The organism is Peribacillus sp. S4 (assembly GCF_046715815.1).
Lineage (GTDB): Bacteria > Bacillota > Bacilli > Bacillales > DSM-1321 > Peribacillus > Peribacillus frigoritolerans.
This window is the reverse complement of the sequence record NZ_CP175708.1, coordinates 5,146,953-5,163,778: the sequence shown is the minus strand read 5'-3', so window position 1 is coordinate 5,163,778 and position 16,826 is coordinate 5,146,953. Positions and strand designations below refer to the sequence as shown.

Below are 16,826 nucleotides of genomic sequence, written 5' to 3'. Positions count from 1 at the left end.
ATGAATAGGATGAAAAAGTTTTTAGGATTTGCATTAATCTTAGTGTTATCTATCGCTTTGGCTGCTTGTGGAAGTGAAAAGGATAAAAGCGGCAGCGATACGGATAAAGAATCGAAGAAATTAGTTGTAGGAGCATCCAATGTTCCTCATGCAGAAATCCTTGAGGAAGCTAAACCGCTTCTTAAAGAAAAAGGAATCGATTTGGAAATTGAAACGTTCCAGGACTATGTTTTACCGAATAAGGCGTTGAATGATAAGGAATTGGATGCTAACTACTTTCAACACATTCCATATTTAGAGGGGCAAATTAAAGAAAATGGATATGACTTCGTCAATGCTGGCGGAATCCATATCGAGCCGATTGCTCTATATTCACAAAAATATAAAAGCATTGATAAACTTCCGGAAGGCGCAACAATTATTATGAGCAGCTCTGTTGCTGATCATGGACGCGCTTTATCCCTTTTGGAAAAGAATGGCCTGATCACTTTGAAAGAAGGCATCGATAAAACGACGGCTACAACGAAAGACATCGTTGAAAATAAGAAAAACCTTAAATTCGATGCAGATTATGAAGCGGCCCTGCTTCCTAAAATTTATGAGAGCGGCGAAGGCGATGCAGTCTTGATCAACTCCAACTATGCAATTGACGCCGGTTTGAATCCGCTTGAAGATTCAATTGCGATTGAAGATTCCGAATCACCTTATGTGAATGTCATTGCCGTAAACAAAGGTGACGAAAATAAAGAAGCAATCAAAGCGCTTGTAGAAGTATTGCATTCTAAAAAAATTCAAGATTTCATTCTTAAAGAATACAAAGGTGCAGTTGTACCGGCGGATAAATAATTCGAGAATGGCGACCTGATTTTATTCAGGTCGCAGTTTAAAAAGGTTTCGGAATGGTCTCATTTTGAAACCTTTTTTTTTATTGGATTTAAAATCATAATAGCCCTCTACATTTGTTATTGAGTGCCGATGGGCAGGGATAACAACCAAAACGCTCATATTACACATAGCCATGGTTGCGGAATCTGCGTCAACAGCTTCAGGTTTTATTCATGTATGCTTCAGCAGACAGTAACGGATTTGTGTTGGGACGATAATAACACCCGGAAATACTCGATTAAGAGCCTCTGATTGAACAAATGATTAATAAAGCTGCCGAACTTAGAGAAGTGAAGCACTTTATCACGGAAATCCTAACCGGCATTGAACGGAATATAGAATGTAGGTGAAAGTGATTCTATCTGATTGTGTAGTCTTAGTGGATTGGAACGGAAGATACGAGACTCCTGCGGGAAAAGCGAGTCAAGGGGAGACACCGCAGGCGCAAAAGCGCCGAGGAGGCTTCCGGACCGCCCGCGGAAAGCGAGTGCCTGAAGTGGAAAGTAACGTTCAAATTTGGAAAACCTAAAAATCTAAAAAACTGTATACAAACTAAAAATTATGAGCGACGCACTATGTAAAAGCTGAACGGACAAACCAGCTCGCTATAATGATGATCCAGGTTGTTTCAGTCTGCGGCTTAATTTTAATTCCTTTCATGTTTAATCAGGAAAGGAAAGGGTATAGAGATAATGAAGGTGAAAAAATGATACACAAATTTGAAAGGATGGTTCACTATCAATACTCTGGATTTAAATGTAACAAGCGAAATGGAAAAGGCGATGCAGTCTTCACATGGGATTGGCTACAGTGAGTACAGTAGAGACTTAGACCTCCGTATCGAGGTTGAGAAAGAACGGGATAGGGAACATGTAAAGTGCAACAAAATGGTCCAGGACCTACAACGCAAAATTCACGGCTAAGCATATAAAAGAGTTCTTTAAAAGATCGGTCTGTAGAGGTAAAATGGAAAGTGGTCCATAAAATAAGGGTTTCCTTATTGGATAAACTTACATAATACCTGACAGTCCGATTTTTTTCTTTTTAAGCGGAACGTTCATACCTTGCAATCGAATCCTTTGAACATATAGTAATAAGGACGAAGATTTGCCGAATAATAAGATAATTTTAACAAAAGCTAAAATAAGTATGAATATGCAGTAAACAGGCCATATCTGTTAGTATTGTAAGAATCGGACAGGTTTTTAACATGGCCGAAGTGGAAACCTCTATCTATTTAGTTGATTCCAAATTGGATTTGTTATAAAATTGGAATGAGAATAAAGTGAGAATGCTTTTACGGAAATTATAGTAATGAAAGTAATCTTTACTTTCTGGTAATAAAATTGGAATTAGTTCACGGAGGTATTATTATGTCAGCTTCTACATTAACGGTTAAAGATCTGCACGTATCAATTGAAGGCAAAGAGATTTTAAAAGGGGTAAACCTTGAAGTTAAAGGTGGGGAAATCCATGCGATCATGGGACCAAATGGAACTGGTAAATCAACTTTATCATCAGCAATCATGGGTCACCCTAAATATGAGGTAACTAGCGGAAGCATCACATTCGATGGTGAAGATGTATTGGAGATGGAAGTAGACGAGCGCGCTCGTGTCGGTCTATTCCTAGCTATGCAATATCCAAGTGAAATCAGCGGTGTTACAAATGCAGACTTCTTACGTTCTTCCATTAACGCACGCCGTGAAGAAGGCGATGAAATTTCATTGATGAAATTCATTCGTCAAATGGACCAAAAAATGGAATTCCTTGAAATGGATGAAGATATGGCGCAACGCTATTTAAATGAAGGTTTCTCAGGCGGAGAGAAAAAACGCAACGAGATTCTTCAATTAATGATGATCCAACCTAAAATTGCAATCTTAGATGAGATTGATTCAGGTCTAGATATCGATGCACTTAAAGTCGTTTCAAAAGGAATCAACGAAATGCGCGGAGAAGACTTTGGATGCTTGATCATCACTCACTACCAACGTCTATTAAATTACATCACTCCTGATTTTGTACATGTAATGATGCAAGGACGTGTCGTAAAATCAGGCGGTCCTGAACTTGCTGCCCGCTTGGAAGCGGAAGGTTATGACTGGATTAAACAAGAATTGGGCATTGAAGACGAAACTGTTGGCGAAGAAGCGTAAGTAGGAGGATTTGCAATGACTACAGAAACGAAATTACCGTTTGAACAAGAGGATATAAGCTCCTATTCAACTAAAAATAATGATCCAGCTTGGCTATCCGAGCTTCGGATTCAAGCGTTTTCTGAATTAGAAAAGCTCCCGATGCCAAAGCCGGATAAAACGAAAATCGATAAATGGAATTTCACTTCTTTCCAAACTCATACGGTTGAGAGTGAAGCTTTTGCCTCTTTAGAGGAGCTTCCGGAAGAAATTAAGTCCATCATTGAAGAAAATGAAAACTTATACATCCAACGCAATAATACGCCGGCACATATCAATCTGTCAGCAAATGTGAAAGAACAAGGCGTCATTTTTACGGATATTTTATCAGCGGCCCGCGATCATGCTGAGCTTGTGCAAAAATATTTCATGAAAGACGGCGTTAAAATAGATGAGCATCGTTTAACAGCGCTTCATGCTGCATTGGTTAATGGGGGAGCATTCCTTTATGTTCCGAAAAATGTAGAAATCAAAGAGCCGATTCAATCGGTATTCCTTCTGGATAATCCGGATACTACACTTTTCAACCATGTCTTGATCGTAGCTGAAGATAATAGCTCTGTCACATATGTAGAGAACTATTTCTCAACCGTTGAGTCTAACGAAGGTGTTGCCAACATCGTAACTGAAGTATTTGCAAATGCGAATGCCAAAGTCCAATATGGTGCGGTCGATACCCTTTCAAAAGGCTTCACGACATATGTTAACCGCCGTGGAGTAGCAGGACGTGACGCACGTATTGAGTGGGCGCTTGGCCTGATGAACGACGGAAATACGATTTCAGATAATACAACATATCTAATGGGCGATGGCTCTCACGGTGATACAAAAACCGTTGTAGTCGGACGCGGGGAACAAAAGCAGAACTTCACGACAGCCATCATTCATTATGGCAAACGCTCTGAGGGTTATATCCTTAAGCACGGTGTCATGAAAGAATCCGCATCCTCCATTTTTAATGGCATTGGGAAAATAGAGTATGGTGCTACAAAGGCCAATGCTGAACAAGAGTCACGTGTATTGATGTTAAGTGAAAAAGCACGCGGAGATGCCAATCCGATCCTCTTGATCGATGAAGATGATGTAACGGCTGGTCATGCTGCTTCAGTCGGCCGTGTCGACCCGCTTCAGCTGTATTATTTAATGAGCCGTGGTATTACAAAGAAAGAAGCAGAAAGACTTGTCATTCACGGATTCTTGGCCCCTGTTGTTAACGAGCTTCCAATTGAGGGAGTCAAAAAACAATTAGTAGCGGTCATTGAAAGGAAAGTACAGTAATGAACCCATACGAAATTCGTAAGCTTTTTCCAATATTAGATCAAGAAGTCAATGGTCAGCCATTAGTTTATTTAGATAGTGCTGCAACCTCTCAAAAACCGGCTGCAGTGATTGAAGCGATTGAGCAATATTACCGCGGCTATAACTCGAATGTTCACCGCGGGGTGCATACACTAGGAACAAAAGCTACGGATGCGTATGAAGGTGCTCGTGAAAAGGTACGTAAATTCATTAATGCTTCTTCTACAGAAGAAATCATCTTTACCAGAGGCACAACGACTGCTTTAAATACTGTAGCAAGAAGTTACGGTGGTGCAAATATTAAAGAGGGTGACGAAATCGTCATCTCTTACATGGAGCATCACAGTAATATCATTCCGTGGCAGCAGCTTGCCAAAGAAAAAGGCGCTGTATTGAAGTATATTCCGCTTCAGGAGGATGGCACGATTTCCGTTGACGATGCGAGGGCTACAATTACGGAAGCAACGAAAATCGTGTCCATCATGCAGGTTTCGAATGTGCTTGGCGTTATCAATCCTGTGAAGGAAATCGCCCAAATTGCCCATGATCACAATGCTGTAATGGTAGTCGACGGGGCACAAAGCACGCCGCATCTAAAAGTGGATGTCCGTGATTTGGATTGTGATTTCTTTGCCTTCTCAGGTCATAAAATGGTCGGTCCAACGGGCATCGGCGCATTATATGGCAAGAAAGATCTTCTGGAAAAAATGGAACCGATCGAATTCGGCGGAGAGATGATTGATTTTGTAGGGTTGTATGAGTCTACATGGAAAGAACTCCCGTGGAAATTCGAAGGCGGTACCCCAATCATCGCCGGCGCCATCGGCATGGGGGCTGCCATTGATTTCTTGGAGGAAATCGGTTTGGATAATATTGAACGGCATGAACATAAGCTCGCCGCTTATGCAATGGAGAAAATGTCAGCAGTTGAAGGGCTGACCATTTACGGTCCTAAAGATGCAGAAAAGCGTGCTGGTGTAATAACCTTTAATATTGATGACGTACATCCACATGATGTCGCTACCGTTCTTGATGCAGATGGAATTGCTGTCCGTGCCGGTCACCACTGCGCACAGCCATTAATGAAATGGCTTGACGTATCAGCGACAGCAAGAGCAAGTTTCTATCTATATAACACGGAAGAAGATATTGATAAGCTTGTGTCCGGGCTTGTTAAAACGAAGGAGTATTTCAGTAATGTCTTTTGATAACCTTGATACACTTTACCGTCAAGTCATTATGGATCACTATAAGAAACCTCGTAATAAGGGCATGCTAGAAGATGGAAGCATGACAATCGATATGAATAATCCAACTTGCGGCGATCGGATTCGTTTAACGATGAAGATTGAAGACGGCAAGGTCAGCGATGTTAAATTCGATGGTGATGGTTGTTCGATATCGATGAGTTCGGCTTCCATGATGACGCAAGCCATTAAGGGCAAAGACGTTGATACTGCCCTAGCGATGTCCGAGACTTTTTCCTTAATGATTCAGGGGAAAGAATACGACGATGAGATGGACCTTGGGGATATTGAAGCCCTTCAGGGTGTTTCTAAATTCCCTGCCCGAATCAAGTGTGCTACCCTAGCTTGGAAAGCCATGGAAAAGGGATTGAAGGAATAATTAAATTAAAATGAGCTGTTGTAATTCAGCCATTTGAAATGGAGGAATACGAGCTATGGCAAAGAAAATGCCTGATATCGGCGATTATAAATATGGCTTTGCGGATAAAGATGTTTCCATCTTCCGTTCAAAGCGTGGTCTGACAAAAGAAATCGTGGAAGAAATTTCTCGAATGAAGGATGAACCGCAATGGATGCTTGATTTCCGTTTGAAATCATTGGAGCATTTCTATAACATGCCAATGCCTCAATGGGGCGGCGACATGCAGAGCCTGAACTTCGATGAAATCACATACTATGTTAAGCCATCAGAGAAATCAGAGAAGTCTTGGGATGAAGTTCCTGATGAAATCAAACAGACTTTTGATAAATTGGGAATTCCTGAAGCCGAACAAAAATACCTTGCCGGTGTATCTGCCCAATATGAATCTGAAGTGGTTTACCATAGCATGAAAGTAGAATTGGAAGACTTGGGTATCGTGTTTAAAGATACGGACTCAGCACTTCGTGAAAATGAAGATATCTTCCGTGAGCATTTCGGGAAAACGATCCCGCCTACTGACAATAAATTCTCTGCATTGAACTCGGCAGTTTGGTCAGGTGGATCATTCATCTATGTACCAAAAGGCGTTAAAGTGGATACTCCGCTTCAAGCATATTTCCGGATCAACTCTGAAAACATGGGGCAATTCGAACGTACGCTAATCATTGTTGATGAAGGCGCATCCGTTCACTATGTAGAAGGTTGTACAGCACCTGTTTATACAACTAACTCCCTTCATAGTGCGGTTGTTGAGATTGTCATCAAGAAAGATGCTTACTGCCGTTACACGACGATCCAAAACTGGGCAAACAACGTGTTTAACCTGGTTACGAAACGTGCGGTTTGTGACGCTAATGCAACAATGGAATGGATTGATGGTAACATCGGTTCGAAATTGACAATGAAATATCCTGCTGTCATCTTAAAAGGTGAAGGCGCTCGCGGTATGACATTATCGATTGCCATTGCAGGTAAAGGCCAACACCAAGATGCGGGTGCGAAAATGATTCACCTAGCGCCAAATACATCTTCAACGATTGTATCTAAATCAATTTCTAAACAGGGCGGTAAAGTAACATACCGTGGTATCGTTCATTTTGGACGTAAAGCGGATGGAGCTCGTTCCAACATTGAATGTGATACATTAATCATGGATAATCAGTCTACATCTGATACGATCCCTTACAATGAAATCTTGAATGATAATATTTCCCTTGAACACGAAGCGAAGGTTTCCAAAGTATCTGAAGAACAATTGTTCTACTTGATGAGCCGCGGAATTTCTGAGCAAGAAGCAACGGAAATGATCGTAATGGGCTTCATCGAACCATTTACAAAAGAACTTCCAATGGAATATGCGGTTGAAATGAACCGTCTGATCAAGTTCGAAATGGAAGGCTCCATCGGATAATAACCGACTGGCCTGCCTGTAAGGCGATTTAGAATAATCATTCATACAAAAGCCTGCCGGGTTTGACTGGCAGGCTTTTTGTTTTGATATTTTGATATTCCACACCCTTATACGAAAGATTAGATATGGCTCAATGAGGGTAAAAAAAATAAAAGAAGAAGTCAGGAAATGGTCCTGTCCCAAAGGAGTGGTGATGCAGATGATTTATGTTGGTGTGACCGGTTGGGGTGATCATGATAGTTTATATCATGGAGGTGTTTCCCAACGTGATAAACTCAAAGAGTACGGCGCTCATTTTCCCATTGTGGAGGTGGATGCTTCATTCTATGCAGTCCAGCCAAAGAGGAACAGTGAAAAGTGGGTATCCGAGACGCCAGCATCATTCCGGTTTGTCGTTAAAGCCTACCAAGGGATGACAGGACATCAACGTGGGGAAATCCCATTTGAAAGTAAGAAGGAGATGTTCAAGGCGTTTTGCGACTCACTGGAAGCATATCGGAAGTCCGGCAAGCTCGCGATGGTTTTATTTCAGTTTCCGCCATGGTTTGATTGTAAACGTGAAAATGTGAATTACCTGCGATGGTGCAAAGCTGAAATGGGCGATATCCCAGTTGCCATAGAGTTCCGGAATCAAAGCTGGTACAGGCCCAACGTAGTCCAGCAAACTTTGGATTTTATCGAAAAGGAAGGCTGGATCCATACTGTATGCGATGAGCCGCAGGCTGGTGAGGGATCCATTCCTGTCGTTCTGCATGCCACCGATAAAGATAAAACCCTGGTACGCTTTCATGGCCGTAACCTGCATGGTTGGCAAAGGCCTGCTTCGGGGGATAATTGGCGTGAGGTCAGGTACCTATATCGATATAATCATCAGGAATTGACTGAATGGGTGGAGAAAATCAGGGTATTGGAAAAGGAATCCAAGGAGTTATATGTCCTATTCAATAATAACTCAGGCGGGGATGCAGCTGATAATGCCAAACAAATGATCGAGCTGCTTGGTATAGAATATGAAGGACTGGCTCCTAAGCAGCTTGGTTTGTTTTAAGAGGGATTATATAATGAATAATGAGATGATGTGACAAGCTAGTAGAGGTAATATCCTCACAAACAGGTAAAGGCGGATTTTTTCATGGTATGGTTAGTATTAGTGGGTATTGGATTATTAGCGGGATCAATCGGCGCTCTTGTCGGTCTGGGAGGTGGCATCATCATTGTGCCTTACCTTTTATATTTAGGAACATCTACAAATATTATCGATGAGCTGACTCCACAGGTCGCCGTTGGTGTTTCAACCGTAATCATGATTTTTACCGGCTTATCTTCCACTCTATCTTATTTAAAACATAAGGTGGTGGATTATAAGGCCGGCTTAATCTTTTTTATTGGCGGTGCACCTGGGGGAATAATGGGGGCCCATGTGAATAAAAACCTTAACGCCGAAGCTTTTTCATTGTACTTTGGAATTTTCATGGTTTTCATGGCCATCGTGTTATTAGTGAAAAATCGTTTGAAGCCCATGCTTTTCAAGCCTGGAAAAGGGAAAATAGTGAAAACGTATAAAACCGAAAATGGACATTCATTTTCCTATGGTTACCACCCCCTTTTAGCTGTATTTATTTCTTTTGTCGTGGGATTCAGCTCCGGGTTATTTGGAATTGGCGGCGGAGCCTTAATGGTACCCGTCATGATGCTTCTTTTCTTCTTTCCTCCGCATATGGCTGTAGCGACTTCGATGTTCATGGTATTCCTATCTTCCATCACTAATTCGATTACGCATATTTCCCTTGGAAATGTAAATTGGCCATATGCTTTTGCCCTGATTCCGGGTGCGTGGTTCGGTGCTAAATTGGGCGCATTCATAAATACGCGCCTAAAGAGTGCGTCGCTGGAGAATATGTTGAAAATAGTGCTGATAATCATTGGTTTACGTCTTATATACCAAGGCATTACAGGATAAACGAGGAGGAAAAATGATGTCAGAAATCATTCATTTATATCACACCAATGATCTCCATAGTCATTTTGAGAATTGGCCTCGTATTGATAAGTTTCTTAAAGAAAGAAGACAACTTCATCAAGAAACGGGAGAAGAAGCGATCATACTGGATATAGGCGATCATGTGGACCGCTGGCATCCATATACAGAAGGTACGTTGGGTAAAGGAAATATTGAACTGCTTAATGAAGCGGGCTACCAATATGTGACCATCGGCAATAATGAAGGGATCACTTTACCTCATGATGCATTGGATTCCTTATATGATCATGCAAGGTTCAAGGTCTTGGCAGCCAATATTTATTACGGTGATAATGAAAGGCCGGAATGGGCGCTTCCATTTTGGATACATACAACGGCAAAACGCACCAAAATCGCGATGATAGGTTTGACAGCCTTTTTTCAAAAGTTTTATTCTGCGATGGGCTGGGAAATAACGGAACCATTCATGGAGTTAAAGGCGCAGCTCGAAAGGGTCAAAACAGAGGCGGATGTAATCATCATCCTTTCCCACCTGGGCATCCACGATGATGAGAGGATGGCAAGGGACTTTCCGGAGATTGACATTATACTTGGCGCGCATACCCACCACATCCTCCACCAAGGTAAATTGATCAATGGCACACTCCTTTGCGGGGCAGGGAAATATGGTTTTTTTGTTGGACAGGTGGAAATGACCGTCAATCAGGAAAAGAAAATTAGCCAGAAGAGAGCCATTCTTTATGATACCAATGACTTTTTGGAATTGGAGAATGAAAGGTCATGGATTGAAGAAATATACCAGGCCGGAGGAAAAACGCTAAAACAGGTTGCTGTGGATTTACCGATGGCACTGGATAATGATTGGTTCAAACGAAGTCCTTTGACGGAAATCCTTGTGGAGGCCCTAAGGGAGTGGAGTCAGGCGGATTGTTCCTTTTTGAATGCAGGTCTTCTGCTCGAGGGGCTTCCGAAGGGATCTGTCACAAAAGGGGATATTCACAGAATCTGCCCACATCCCATCAATCCTTGTGTCGTTGAAGTAGATGGGAATGAGTTAAAGGAAATCTTGATGCAATCGAGAAATGAAGAGTGGCCTCATATTCAGGTGAAAGGTTTTGGTTTTCGCGGAAAAATCATGGGAGTCATGCATTATGATCAAATTGAATTTAACGAAATGGAGAATGGAATCGTAAAAGGGATCCTTATAAAAGGAGAGAAACTGCAGGCGGATAAGTCCTATAAATTGGCAATACCTGATATGTTCACGTTCGGGCACTTCTTTCCAAGTATCCATCGCTCCAATCGCAAGGAATACTTACTGCCGGAATTCTTACGGGATATCCTTTTATGGAAGCTGAAAAAAATATACACTAACCCCTGATACAAAATCACGGTTTTGCCCTTTTTTTCATAAAGTATGGGGAAGGAAGGGGCGAAACCAATTGATTAACATGATCCCAATAATTCTTGATAATCATACATTCCTAGCCATTTCTGTCCGACTGCCGAAAACGAATTTACTTGCTGTCGCGTCCGAAAAAGGGTATATAATGTGCGGTGCGTTAGATGTTGGACTGCTGAACGATAAATTGAGAGATCGTAAAATCCTTGCAGGGAGGGCCACAGGAGTTAAATCGATTGAAGAGTTATTGGAAGCGCCGCTTGAATCAGTCACCTGGGAGGCTGTGGAAAAGGGCATACATCCAGGAATGATTGGTAAAGAGGCATTAATCAAAATGATTTGAAAAGGTGGGCTTTCTTTCTTCCGAAGGGGGCCTTATTTTTTTATCAAAGTAAATATTTTTTCAATAAATATGTTCTAACAGATTCATTTATAAAAATATGCTCCGATAAAACTTATAAAAGAAAGAATCGGTTTGAATTACAAATATTGAATGGGGAAACGGAGTACAAGTATGAGGCTAGCTATCACAAAGTCCCTAAGACCTGGAGCAAGGCTCGGTAAAAGCATTTATAATGATCGGGGCCATATCCTATTGTGCGAGGGTCTTAGATTAACGCAGAAGATGATCAATCGACTGGTTTCCCTTAATATTCCCTATGTTTACATTCAAGATTCCAGGACGGATGACATTATTCCGAAGCCCCCAGTTTCCGGGAAACTTAGAAGAGAAGCCATTAATATGATTGAAACCACTTTCCTGGACATGAAAAATAAAATGAACCTGGATGGATCATTCACGATAGAGCAGGCTAACGTCAAATTAACTCAAATAGTCCGGAACATCATGGGCGAGCTGAAAAGGAATAAAGAGCTAATGACTTTATTGGCCGACGTTTATACATACGATGACTATATCTTCACACATTCCTTCAATGTGACCTTATATACCTTGGCGATCGGGGTGGAATTGAATATCAATGATAAGAATCTCGAAATTCTTGGGCTTGGAGCGATTTTACATGATGTCGGCAAAATGCTCGTGCCTTTGGAAGTCCTCCGTAAACCCGGTAAGCTGACGGAAAAGGAGTTTGAACAAATCCAAAAACATGCCGATTACGGATTTCATCTAATTAAAAATGTTCATACCGTTTCACTTTTAGTTGCGAATTGTGCCTATCAGCATCATGAAAGGTTAGATGGATCTGGATATCCCCGTGGGATAAAAGGGGATGAAATCCATTATTTCGGCAAGATCATTGCCGTTGCCGATGTGTTTGATGCAGTTACTTCCAATCGGGTTTACCGTAAGGCCATGCTGCCGCATCAAGGATTGGAAGTCCTTTATTCCGGAGTCGGGAAAAAGTTCGACAATACGATCATCGAGGCTTTCCGCAGGGCGGTTGCCATTTATCCCAATGGTCTATCCGTCGAATTGAATGATGGGAGGAAAGGGGTAGTATCCTCTCAAAATGAAGGGATAGGAGACCGCCCCATGATAAGGATACTTGAAGAAGATGGAGAGCAGATAAAAGAGCCCTACGAAGTGGACTTGAATAAAAACCTGCATTTGCTCATCATGAAATGTCTCGATATACAAGAACCAGCCTAACCTCAAGGATAAGCTGGTTTTTTCATTCCTTGTTTTCCTTCATGATGGCAGGTGCAACCGAGCCGTTTCCGTTACTGAAATAACTTGGAACATCACCTTCGATCAGCAGGCTTCCGACTGTCACTTCCTGGCTTACCTTGGTCTCCTTCGTGAAAGAGGGGATGACGATTTGAATATTGACATCAAAGTCCACAATCAATTCATAATAAACATTATTGATGCCTGCGTTTGTCAGTTTTGTCCTCAAATCCGATTCAACATTCCCGATGACTGACATTTTCACTGGGATTTCAGGTCCGTAATTGGAAAGGAGGTTATTCCCGGTTACGACACCAAATGGTATATAATACACCACACTTTTATATTGTTCATCATTTATTTTGGATGATCCTGTTTTAAAAGGGTTTCCCTGTTTGATGCCAAGCTTCTTTTGAATATCCTTCGTGATGTTAGCCCGCAATTCACTATATATGACTGGATTGAAGCTATAGGAAGAACTGGAGTCCTCACCACCCTTGGTGTTGGTGATGATTTTGTTCATGTCAATCTTGGCTATATTCTCATCAACCGATTCATGAATCGTTTCGGTTGCAATCCGTTTGATTTCATATTCGGCTACACTCATGATCACGGGTTCGATCGATTTGTCCACGTACCAAAGAGTCATGATGCTTGATATGATGAACAGGATAAATGAATAGAGAAATACTTTTCGGGTGGGAAGAGGCCCCTTTTTTCGGAATTTCTTCGTTCGAAATCTTTTTCGGAACACGCTTTAGCCCCCTTTACTAATAACTATGCATCAAGTTCAGGGGTTTATGTTCGAATCAAAAAAAAGCAGCGTAAAATTCACGCCGCTCACCATTTCTTTTTGGCCAGATCTTTCCTTTCCCACAATTTTAAATAGGGGTAAGGGTCAAAGCTCCATTCTGTGATTCCGTTGTCTTTGTACATTCCGTAATGAAGATGAGGAGGGAATTTTCCGGAAGTTCCTGGAGGACCGTAGCCCGTACTGCCGACACCCCCGATGACTTGTCCGGGCTCAACGATTTGACCGACTTTCAACCCTTTGGCGAAGCCGCTTAAATGGGCAAAGTAATGATAGGTATTATTTAAATCCCGTATCCCAATCCTCCAACCGCCGAATTTATTCCAGCCTTTCATTTCTATGATTCCATAGCTCGTGGAACGAACGGGAAGGCTATAATCCGCAAAAATATCAGTGCCCTCATGGATTCTCCTTCCGCCCCATCCGCGAGCGCTTCCCCATGTATTCAAGTACGTATAATGAGTCCGTACTGGAACCGGGAAGGCTTTTTCATGTAGATCCAACCGGTCGTATTTCTTATAAATCTCGGCATTGCCCATAATGATGCTGACGGCTTTATCGCGTTTATAATAATCCCACAAGCCGATCCGGATATTATCTTCATCTGCACCATATGCTTGGAGATGCTTAGAAAAAGCATACAATCGATCGGTATCATTAGTGATATCCGCTTTGCCATCACCATTGCCATCCTGGCCCAACCCATCAAAAAATGTGATCGTGAGCGGGTTCACATCGTTTAAGTCAGGATTGAGAGCCCCGCTCCACTTTGAAGGCTCGATGTGGATGCCTATAAAACCCTTTGCCGGCTCTAAATCCCTTCTTGCGGCCCTTAGGCTGTGCTCATATTGATCTGCTCCAGCAAGGTAATACCACGGGATTTGGAGGGCAGCCTCCATATTTTTATATAGCGCCATTCTCCCGGCATAAACATCAGGGGTATCGGCAGCATTGGCGACTTGGCCTGGTGCCAAGATAAACAAACAAGTTATCGTTAGAAGGAATAATTTTTTCAACGGGGCAGGCTCCTTTCATGATATTCTCCGTTATTAAAAGACATCAGTCCATCCATCTTTTATAGTTTTGCTGATTTGGCAATAAACATGAAAAATAAATAATGGGAAACCAACTATAACTTGTATAAATGCTTTTTTATTGTTAAAGTAGGGTGTGTTAATTTCTATAGAATGGAGTGGCATTTTCATGTCTTCTAGAAATAAAGAAATTCTTCGAAAACCAGATTGGTTGAAAATAAAGCTTAATACTAACGAAAATTACCTCGGTTTAAAAAATATGATGCGCGAGAAAAATCTTCATACAGTCTGTGAAGAGGCAAAATGTCCGAATATTCACGAATGCTGGGCAGTGAGAAGGACGGCTACTTTCATGATTCTAGGTGAAATCTGTACAAGGGCTTGCCGTTTTTGTGCAGTAACAACCGGACGTCCGAATGAATTGGACTGGGCTGAACCGGAGCGTGTTGCCGATTCCGTTGTTTTGATGAATTTAAAGCATGTCGTCATTACAGCTGTTGCCCGTGATGATTTAAAGGATGGAGGCGCTGAAGTTTTCGCTGAAACGGTCCGTGCCATCCGTCGCAAAAATCCATTTACATCAATTGAAGTATTGCCGTCTGATATGGGCGGGGTGTTTGAAAATATCAAGACTTTGATGGATGCTAAACCGGATATCCTGAACCATAATATAGAGACTGTCAGAAGTTTATCCGACCGTGTACGGGCTCAGGCCAAGTATGATCGTTCATTGGAGCTTTTAAGAAGAGCCAAGGAACTGTATCCGGAAATACCGACAAAGTCCAGTTTAATGGTGGGGCTGGGTGAAACGCGTGAGGAAATCCTTGAGACAATGGATGACCTAAGGGCCAATAATGTGGATATCATGACGATCGGCCAGTATTTGCAGCCGACTAAAAAGCATTTAAAAGTGCTGAAATACTACACGCCTGAAGAATTTGCCGAACTGAAAGAACGTGCATTGGAAAAAGGATTCAGCCATTGTGAATCAGGTCCGCTTGTCCGTTCATCCTACCATGCGGATGAACAGGTTAATGCTGCGGCAAAACATAAGCAGAGCAAAGGTGAAGAATTATTGAAATAGAGTGAAATAAAGGACCGAAAAAATTCGGTCCTTTTGTATTCAACGGTTATCCATTTTTTGATGGATGTTATCGTGATGATCTCTTTTATCGTTAACCATTTCGCCGTTTTCATTTTCACCTTCACTCATTTTGTATCCTTGAGGCGACTTCAGCATTCTTTTGATGGTCTGTTCAATCGTATAGTCAATCCCTCTGCTACCGGATTTCACTGTAGCGAAGTTCTCGACATCTTGGGCAAGGGTTTGATAATCATCACTGACATAGACATGATAGTAGCGAGGCACGACGGACATGGCAGTACGTTTAACCTGGTCTGCGGTTTCCGTCCGATCCTTTGCATTGGTATCATATACGACAAGCACTTCCTCATCAGTAACAAGGGTAGCGGCATCATTGACATTTGGAATCTGAACACTCAGTTTAGAGATGACATCAGAAAGTTGTTCACGGTCAATGGAAGCAGCTTTGTTGGAAATGTTACGGCCGTCAATGGTTGCACTATTTGTGCGGGTAAAACCGAAATCATCACTTTTATTGTCATTATTACGATAATCCTCGTCATAATATTGAGTTGGATTATTTACGTTTGTTGGGTTACCGGCATTGTTTTTTGCCCCGAGACCCTGATCTTTATCTTTATCAGCACATCCGGTTAGTGCAATAATCGAGCTTAAACCTATCGTTATTATTGTTTTTTTCATCAATAACACCCCCATAACTTTAGGATGAACATATTTCTCTATTTTTCGCTTAGTAATTGATGGGGAATCAGTTATAATTTAAAGAAGGAATGTATATATGAGAGGTGAAAACAATGATTAACATCAATAACATGACCTATGAAATAATTGAGGATGAAAGGGAAGGCTATAACGAAGAAGCGTTTAAAGCCAGATACAGTGAGATTTTAACGAAGTATGATTATATAGTGGGCGATTGGGGTTACGGGCAATTGAGGCTGCGTGGATTTTTTGATGATTCCAATCAGAAAGCCACCTTTGATACGAAAATAAGCACGCTTAGTGAATATTTATATGAATACTGCAATTTTGGCTGTCCTTATTTCGTCGTGAAGAAAATAAAGAAATAAAAAGGCCAGAATTCACTCTGGCCTTCCATGTTAAGAGTTACCATATCCTTTATATGGAGGCTGTTCGTCTTTTTCTGAATCATCATGTGTCGGATGTGCCCCAGGATATTGTCGAGGCATACCCTCATGTAACGATTTATTTTCATAATTAAAGGCACTTTGATATCGTTGCCCTTCCTGCCACGGGGTGTTTTTATTCTGAACTGGTTCATCTTTTGCTATGGCTGATCCAAAAGGTCCTTCGGGAAATTCTTCAGGAATTAAATAATCCCTCTGTTTTTCGACATTGGAAAAATCGTGGTATTCTTCTTTGTCCAAGATAATCCCCCCTC

General features: G+C 41.7%; 17 protein-coding genes. 13 read left to right on the top strand and 4 right to left on the bottom strand.

What is annotated here, in order from left to right; translation table 11 throughout:
- Positions 1-9: 9 nt before the first annotated feature.
- From ACJ9PY_RS24845 to ACJ9PY_RS24795, 11 genes are all read left to right on the top strand, one after another.
- Complete coding sequence (locus ACJ9PY_RS24845; protein WP_403187630.1) at positions 10-846, top strand: MetQ/NlpA family ABC transporter substrate-binding protein; 837 nt, start codon at positions 10-12, stop codon at positions 844-846.
- Between the two features lie 1,412 nt (positions 847-2,258).
- Positions 2,259-3,044: a Fe-S cluster assembly ATPase SufC gene (sufC, locus tag ACJ9PY_RS24840; protein ID WP_034310141.1), complete on the top strand. Its 786-nt coding sequence runs from the start codon at positions 2,259-2,261 to the stop codon at positions 3,042-3,044.
- A 15-nt stretch (positions 3,045-3,059) separates the two neighbouring features.
- Positions 3,060-4,361 carry a Fe-S cluster assembly protein SufD gene (sufD, locus tag ACJ9PY_RS24835; RefSeq protein ID WP_034310144.1) on the top strand — a complete coding sequence of 434 codons (1,302 nt, stop codon included), beginning with the start codon at positions 3,060-3,062 and terminating at the stop codon, positions 4,359-4,361.
- Positions 4,361-5,590: a cysteine desulfurase gene (locus ACJ9PY_RS24830; protein WP_048688225.1), complete on the top strand. Its 1,230-nt coding sequence runs from the start codon at positions 4,361-4,363 to the stop codon at positions 5,588-5,590. The genes sufD and ACJ9PY_RS24830 overlap by 1 nt, the downstream gene beginning before the upstream one ends.
- On the top strand, positions 5,580-6,008 hold the full coding sequence (gene sufU, locus ACJ9PY_RS24825; protein ID WP_034310148.1) for a Fe-S cluster assembly sulfur transfer protein SufU: 429 nt from the start codon (positions 5,580-5,582) through the stop codon (positions 6,006-6,008). The genes ACJ9PY_RS24830 and sufU overlap by 11 nt, the downstream gene beginning before the upstream one ends.
- Before the next feature lie 55 nt (positions 6,009-6,063).
- Positions 6,064-7,461 carry a Fe-S cluster assembly protein SufB gene (gene sufB, locus ACJ9PY_RS24820; RefSeq protein WP_053536753.1) on the top strand — a complete coding sequence of 466 codons (1,398 nt, stop codon included), beginning with the start codon at positions 6,064-6,066 and terminating at the stop codon, positions 7,459-7,461.
- A 199-nt stretch (positions 7,462-7,660) separates the two neighbouring features.
- The gene (locus ACJ9PY_RS24815; RefSeq protein WP_063574749.1) at positions 7,661-8,509 is read left to right on the top strand and encodes a DUF72 domain-containing protein; all 849 of its coding nucleotides are present in this window, start codon (positions 7,661-7,663) and stop codon (positions 8,507-8,509) included.
- Between the two features lie 84 nt (positions 8,510-8,593).
- Entirely contained in the window at positions 8,594-9,421 is an 828-nt protein-coding gene (locus ACJ9PY_RS24810) for a sulfite exporter TauE/SafE family protein (protein ID WP_411739212.1), read from the top strand.
- Positions 9,422-9,434: 13 nt separating this feature from the next.
- Positions 9,435-10,823, top strand: a complete 1,389-nt coding sequence (locus tag ACJ9PY_RS24805; RefSeq protein ID WP_411739211.1) for a bifunctional metallophosphatase/5'-nucleotidase — start codon at positions 9,435-9,437, stop codon at positions 10,821-10,823.
- 61 nt (positions 10,824-10,884) lie between these two features.
- On the top strand, positions 10,885-11,187 hold the full coding sequence (locus ACJ9PY_RS24800) for a YunC family protein (protein ID WP_034310161.1): 303 nt from the start codon (positions 10,885-10,887) through the stop codon (positions 11,185-11,187).
- A gap of 171 nt (positions 11,188-11,358) precedes the next feature.
- On the top strand, positions 11,359-12,456 hold the full coding sequence (locus tag ACJ9PY_RS24795; protein ID WP_411739210.1) for an HD-GYP domain-containing protein: 1,098 nt from the start codon (positions 11,359-11,361) through the stop codon (positions 12,454-12,456).
- 22 nt (positions 12,457-12,478) lie between these two features.
- Here the strand turns inward: ACJ9PY_RS24795 and yunB are convergent, their stop codons facing one another.
- Together yunB and ACJ9PY_RS24785 are read right to left on the bottom strand one after the other, a co-directional pair.
- The gene (yunB, locus tag ACJ9PY_RS24790; protein ID WP_063574753.1) at positions 12,479-13,228 is read right to left on the bottom strand and encodes a sporulation protein YunB; all 750 of its coding nucleotides are present in this window, start codon (positions 13,226-13,228) and stop codon (positions 12,479-12,481) included.
- An 86-nt stretch (positions 13,229-13,314) separates the two neighbouring features.
- Positions 13,315-14,301 (bottom strand): M23 family metallopeptidase, encoded by a 987-nt coding sequence (locus ACJ9PY_RS24785; RefSeq protein WP_400450178.1) that lies wholly within the window; start codon positions 14,299-14,301, stop codon positions 13,315-13,317.
- A 187-nt stretch (positions 14,302-14,488) separates the two neighbouring features.
- On the opposite strand from ACJ9PY_RS24785, the gene lipA reads away from it, so the two are divergent.
- Positions 14,489-15,403 carry a lipoyl synthase gene (lipA, locus tag ACJ9PY_RS24780; protein WP_034310172.1) on the top strand — a complete coding sequence of 305 codons (915 nt, stop codon included), beginning with the start codon at positions 14,489-14,491 and terminating at the stop codon, positions 15,401-15,403.
- A gap of 39 nt (positions 15,404-15,442) precedes the next feature.
- Here lipA and ACJ9PY_RS24775 read toward each other — a convergent pair whose 3' ends face one another.
- On the bottom strand, positions 15,443-16,105 hold the full coding sequence (locus ACJ9PY_RS24775; RefSeq protein ID WP_191929980.1) for a YhcN/YlaJ family sporulation lipoprotein: 663 nt from the start codon (positions 16,103-16,105) through the stop codon (positions 15,443-15,445).
- 113 nt (positions 16,106-16,218) lie between these two features.
- On the opposite strand from ACJ9PY_RS24775, the gene ACJ9PY_RS24770 reads away from it, so the two are divergent.
- Complete coding sequence (locus ACJ9PY_RS24770; RefSeq protein WP_034310177.1) at positions 16,219-16,494, top strand: YutD family protein; 276 nt, start codon at positions 16,219-16,221, stop codon at positions 16,492-16,494.
- A gap of 30 nt (positions 16,495-16,524) precedes the next feature.
- Here the strand turns inward: ACJ9PY_RS24770 and ACJ9PY_RS24765 are convergent, their stop codons facing one another.
- Positions 16,525-16,812, bottom strand: a complete 288-nt coding sequence (locus tag ACJ9PY_RS24765) for a cytosolic protein (protein WP_170946935.1) — start codon at positions 16,810-16,812, stop codon at positions 16,525-16,527.
- Positions 16,813-16,826 lie beyond the last annotated feature (14 nt).

What these genes read in the sequence shown, in the direction of transcription:
- sufD (WP_034310144.1), top strand. Translation starts at nt 3,060, where the DNA reads ATGACTACAGAAACGAAATTACCGTTTGAACAAGAGGATATAAGCTCC.
- sufU (WP_034310148.1), top strand. Translation starts at nt 5,580, where the DNA reads ATGTCTTTTGATAACCTTGATACACTTTACCGTCAAGTCATTATGGAT.
- ACJ9PY_RS24815 (WP_063574749.1), top strand. Translation starts at nt 7,661, where the DNA reads ATGATTTATGTTGGTGTGACCGGTTGGGGTGATCATGATAGTTTATAT.
- lipA (WP_034310172.1), top strand. Translation starts at nt 14,489, where the DNA reads ATGTCTTCTAGAAATAAAGAAATTCTTCGAAAACCAGATTGGTTGAAA.
- ACJ9PY_RS24795 (WP_411739210.1), top strand. Translation starts at nt 11,359, where the DNA reads ATGAGGCTAGCTATCACAAAGTCCCTAAGACCTGGAGCAAGGCTCGGT.
- ACJ9PY_RS24775 (WP_191929980.1), bottom strand. Translation starts at nt 16,105, where the DNA reads ATGAAAAAAACAATAATAACGATAGGTTTAAGCTCGATTATTGCACTA.
- ACJ9PY_RS24830 (WP_048688225.1), top strand. Translation starts at nt 4,361, where the DNA reads ATGAACCCATACGAAATTCGTAAGCTTTTTCCAATATTAGATCAAGAA.
- ACJ9PY_RS24845 (WP_403187630.1), top strand. Translation starts at nt 10, where the DNA reads ATGAAAAAGTTTTTAGGATTTGCATTAATCTTAGTGTTATCTATCGCT.
- ACJ9PY_RS24770 (WP_034310177.1), top strand. Translation starts at nt 16,219, where the DNA reads ATGATTAACATCAATAACATGACCTATGAAATAATTGAGGATGAAAGG.
- sufB (WP_053536753.1), top strand. Translation starts at nt 6,064, where the DNA reads ATGGCAAAGAAAATGCCTGATATCGGCGATTATAAATATGGCTTTGCG.
- sufC (WP_034310141.1), top strand. Translation starts at nt 2,259, where the DNA reads ATGTCAGCTTCTACATTAACGGTTAAAGATCTGCACGTATCAATTGAA.
- ACJ9PY_RS24805 (WP_411739211.1), top strand. Translation starts at nt 9,435, where the DNA reads ATGATGTCAGAAATCATTCATTTATATCACACCAATGATCTCCATAGT.
- ACJ9PY_RS24810 (WP_411739212.1), top strand. Translation starts at nt 8,594, where the DNA reads ATGGTATGGTTAGTATTAGTGGGTATTGGATTATTAGCGGGATCAATC.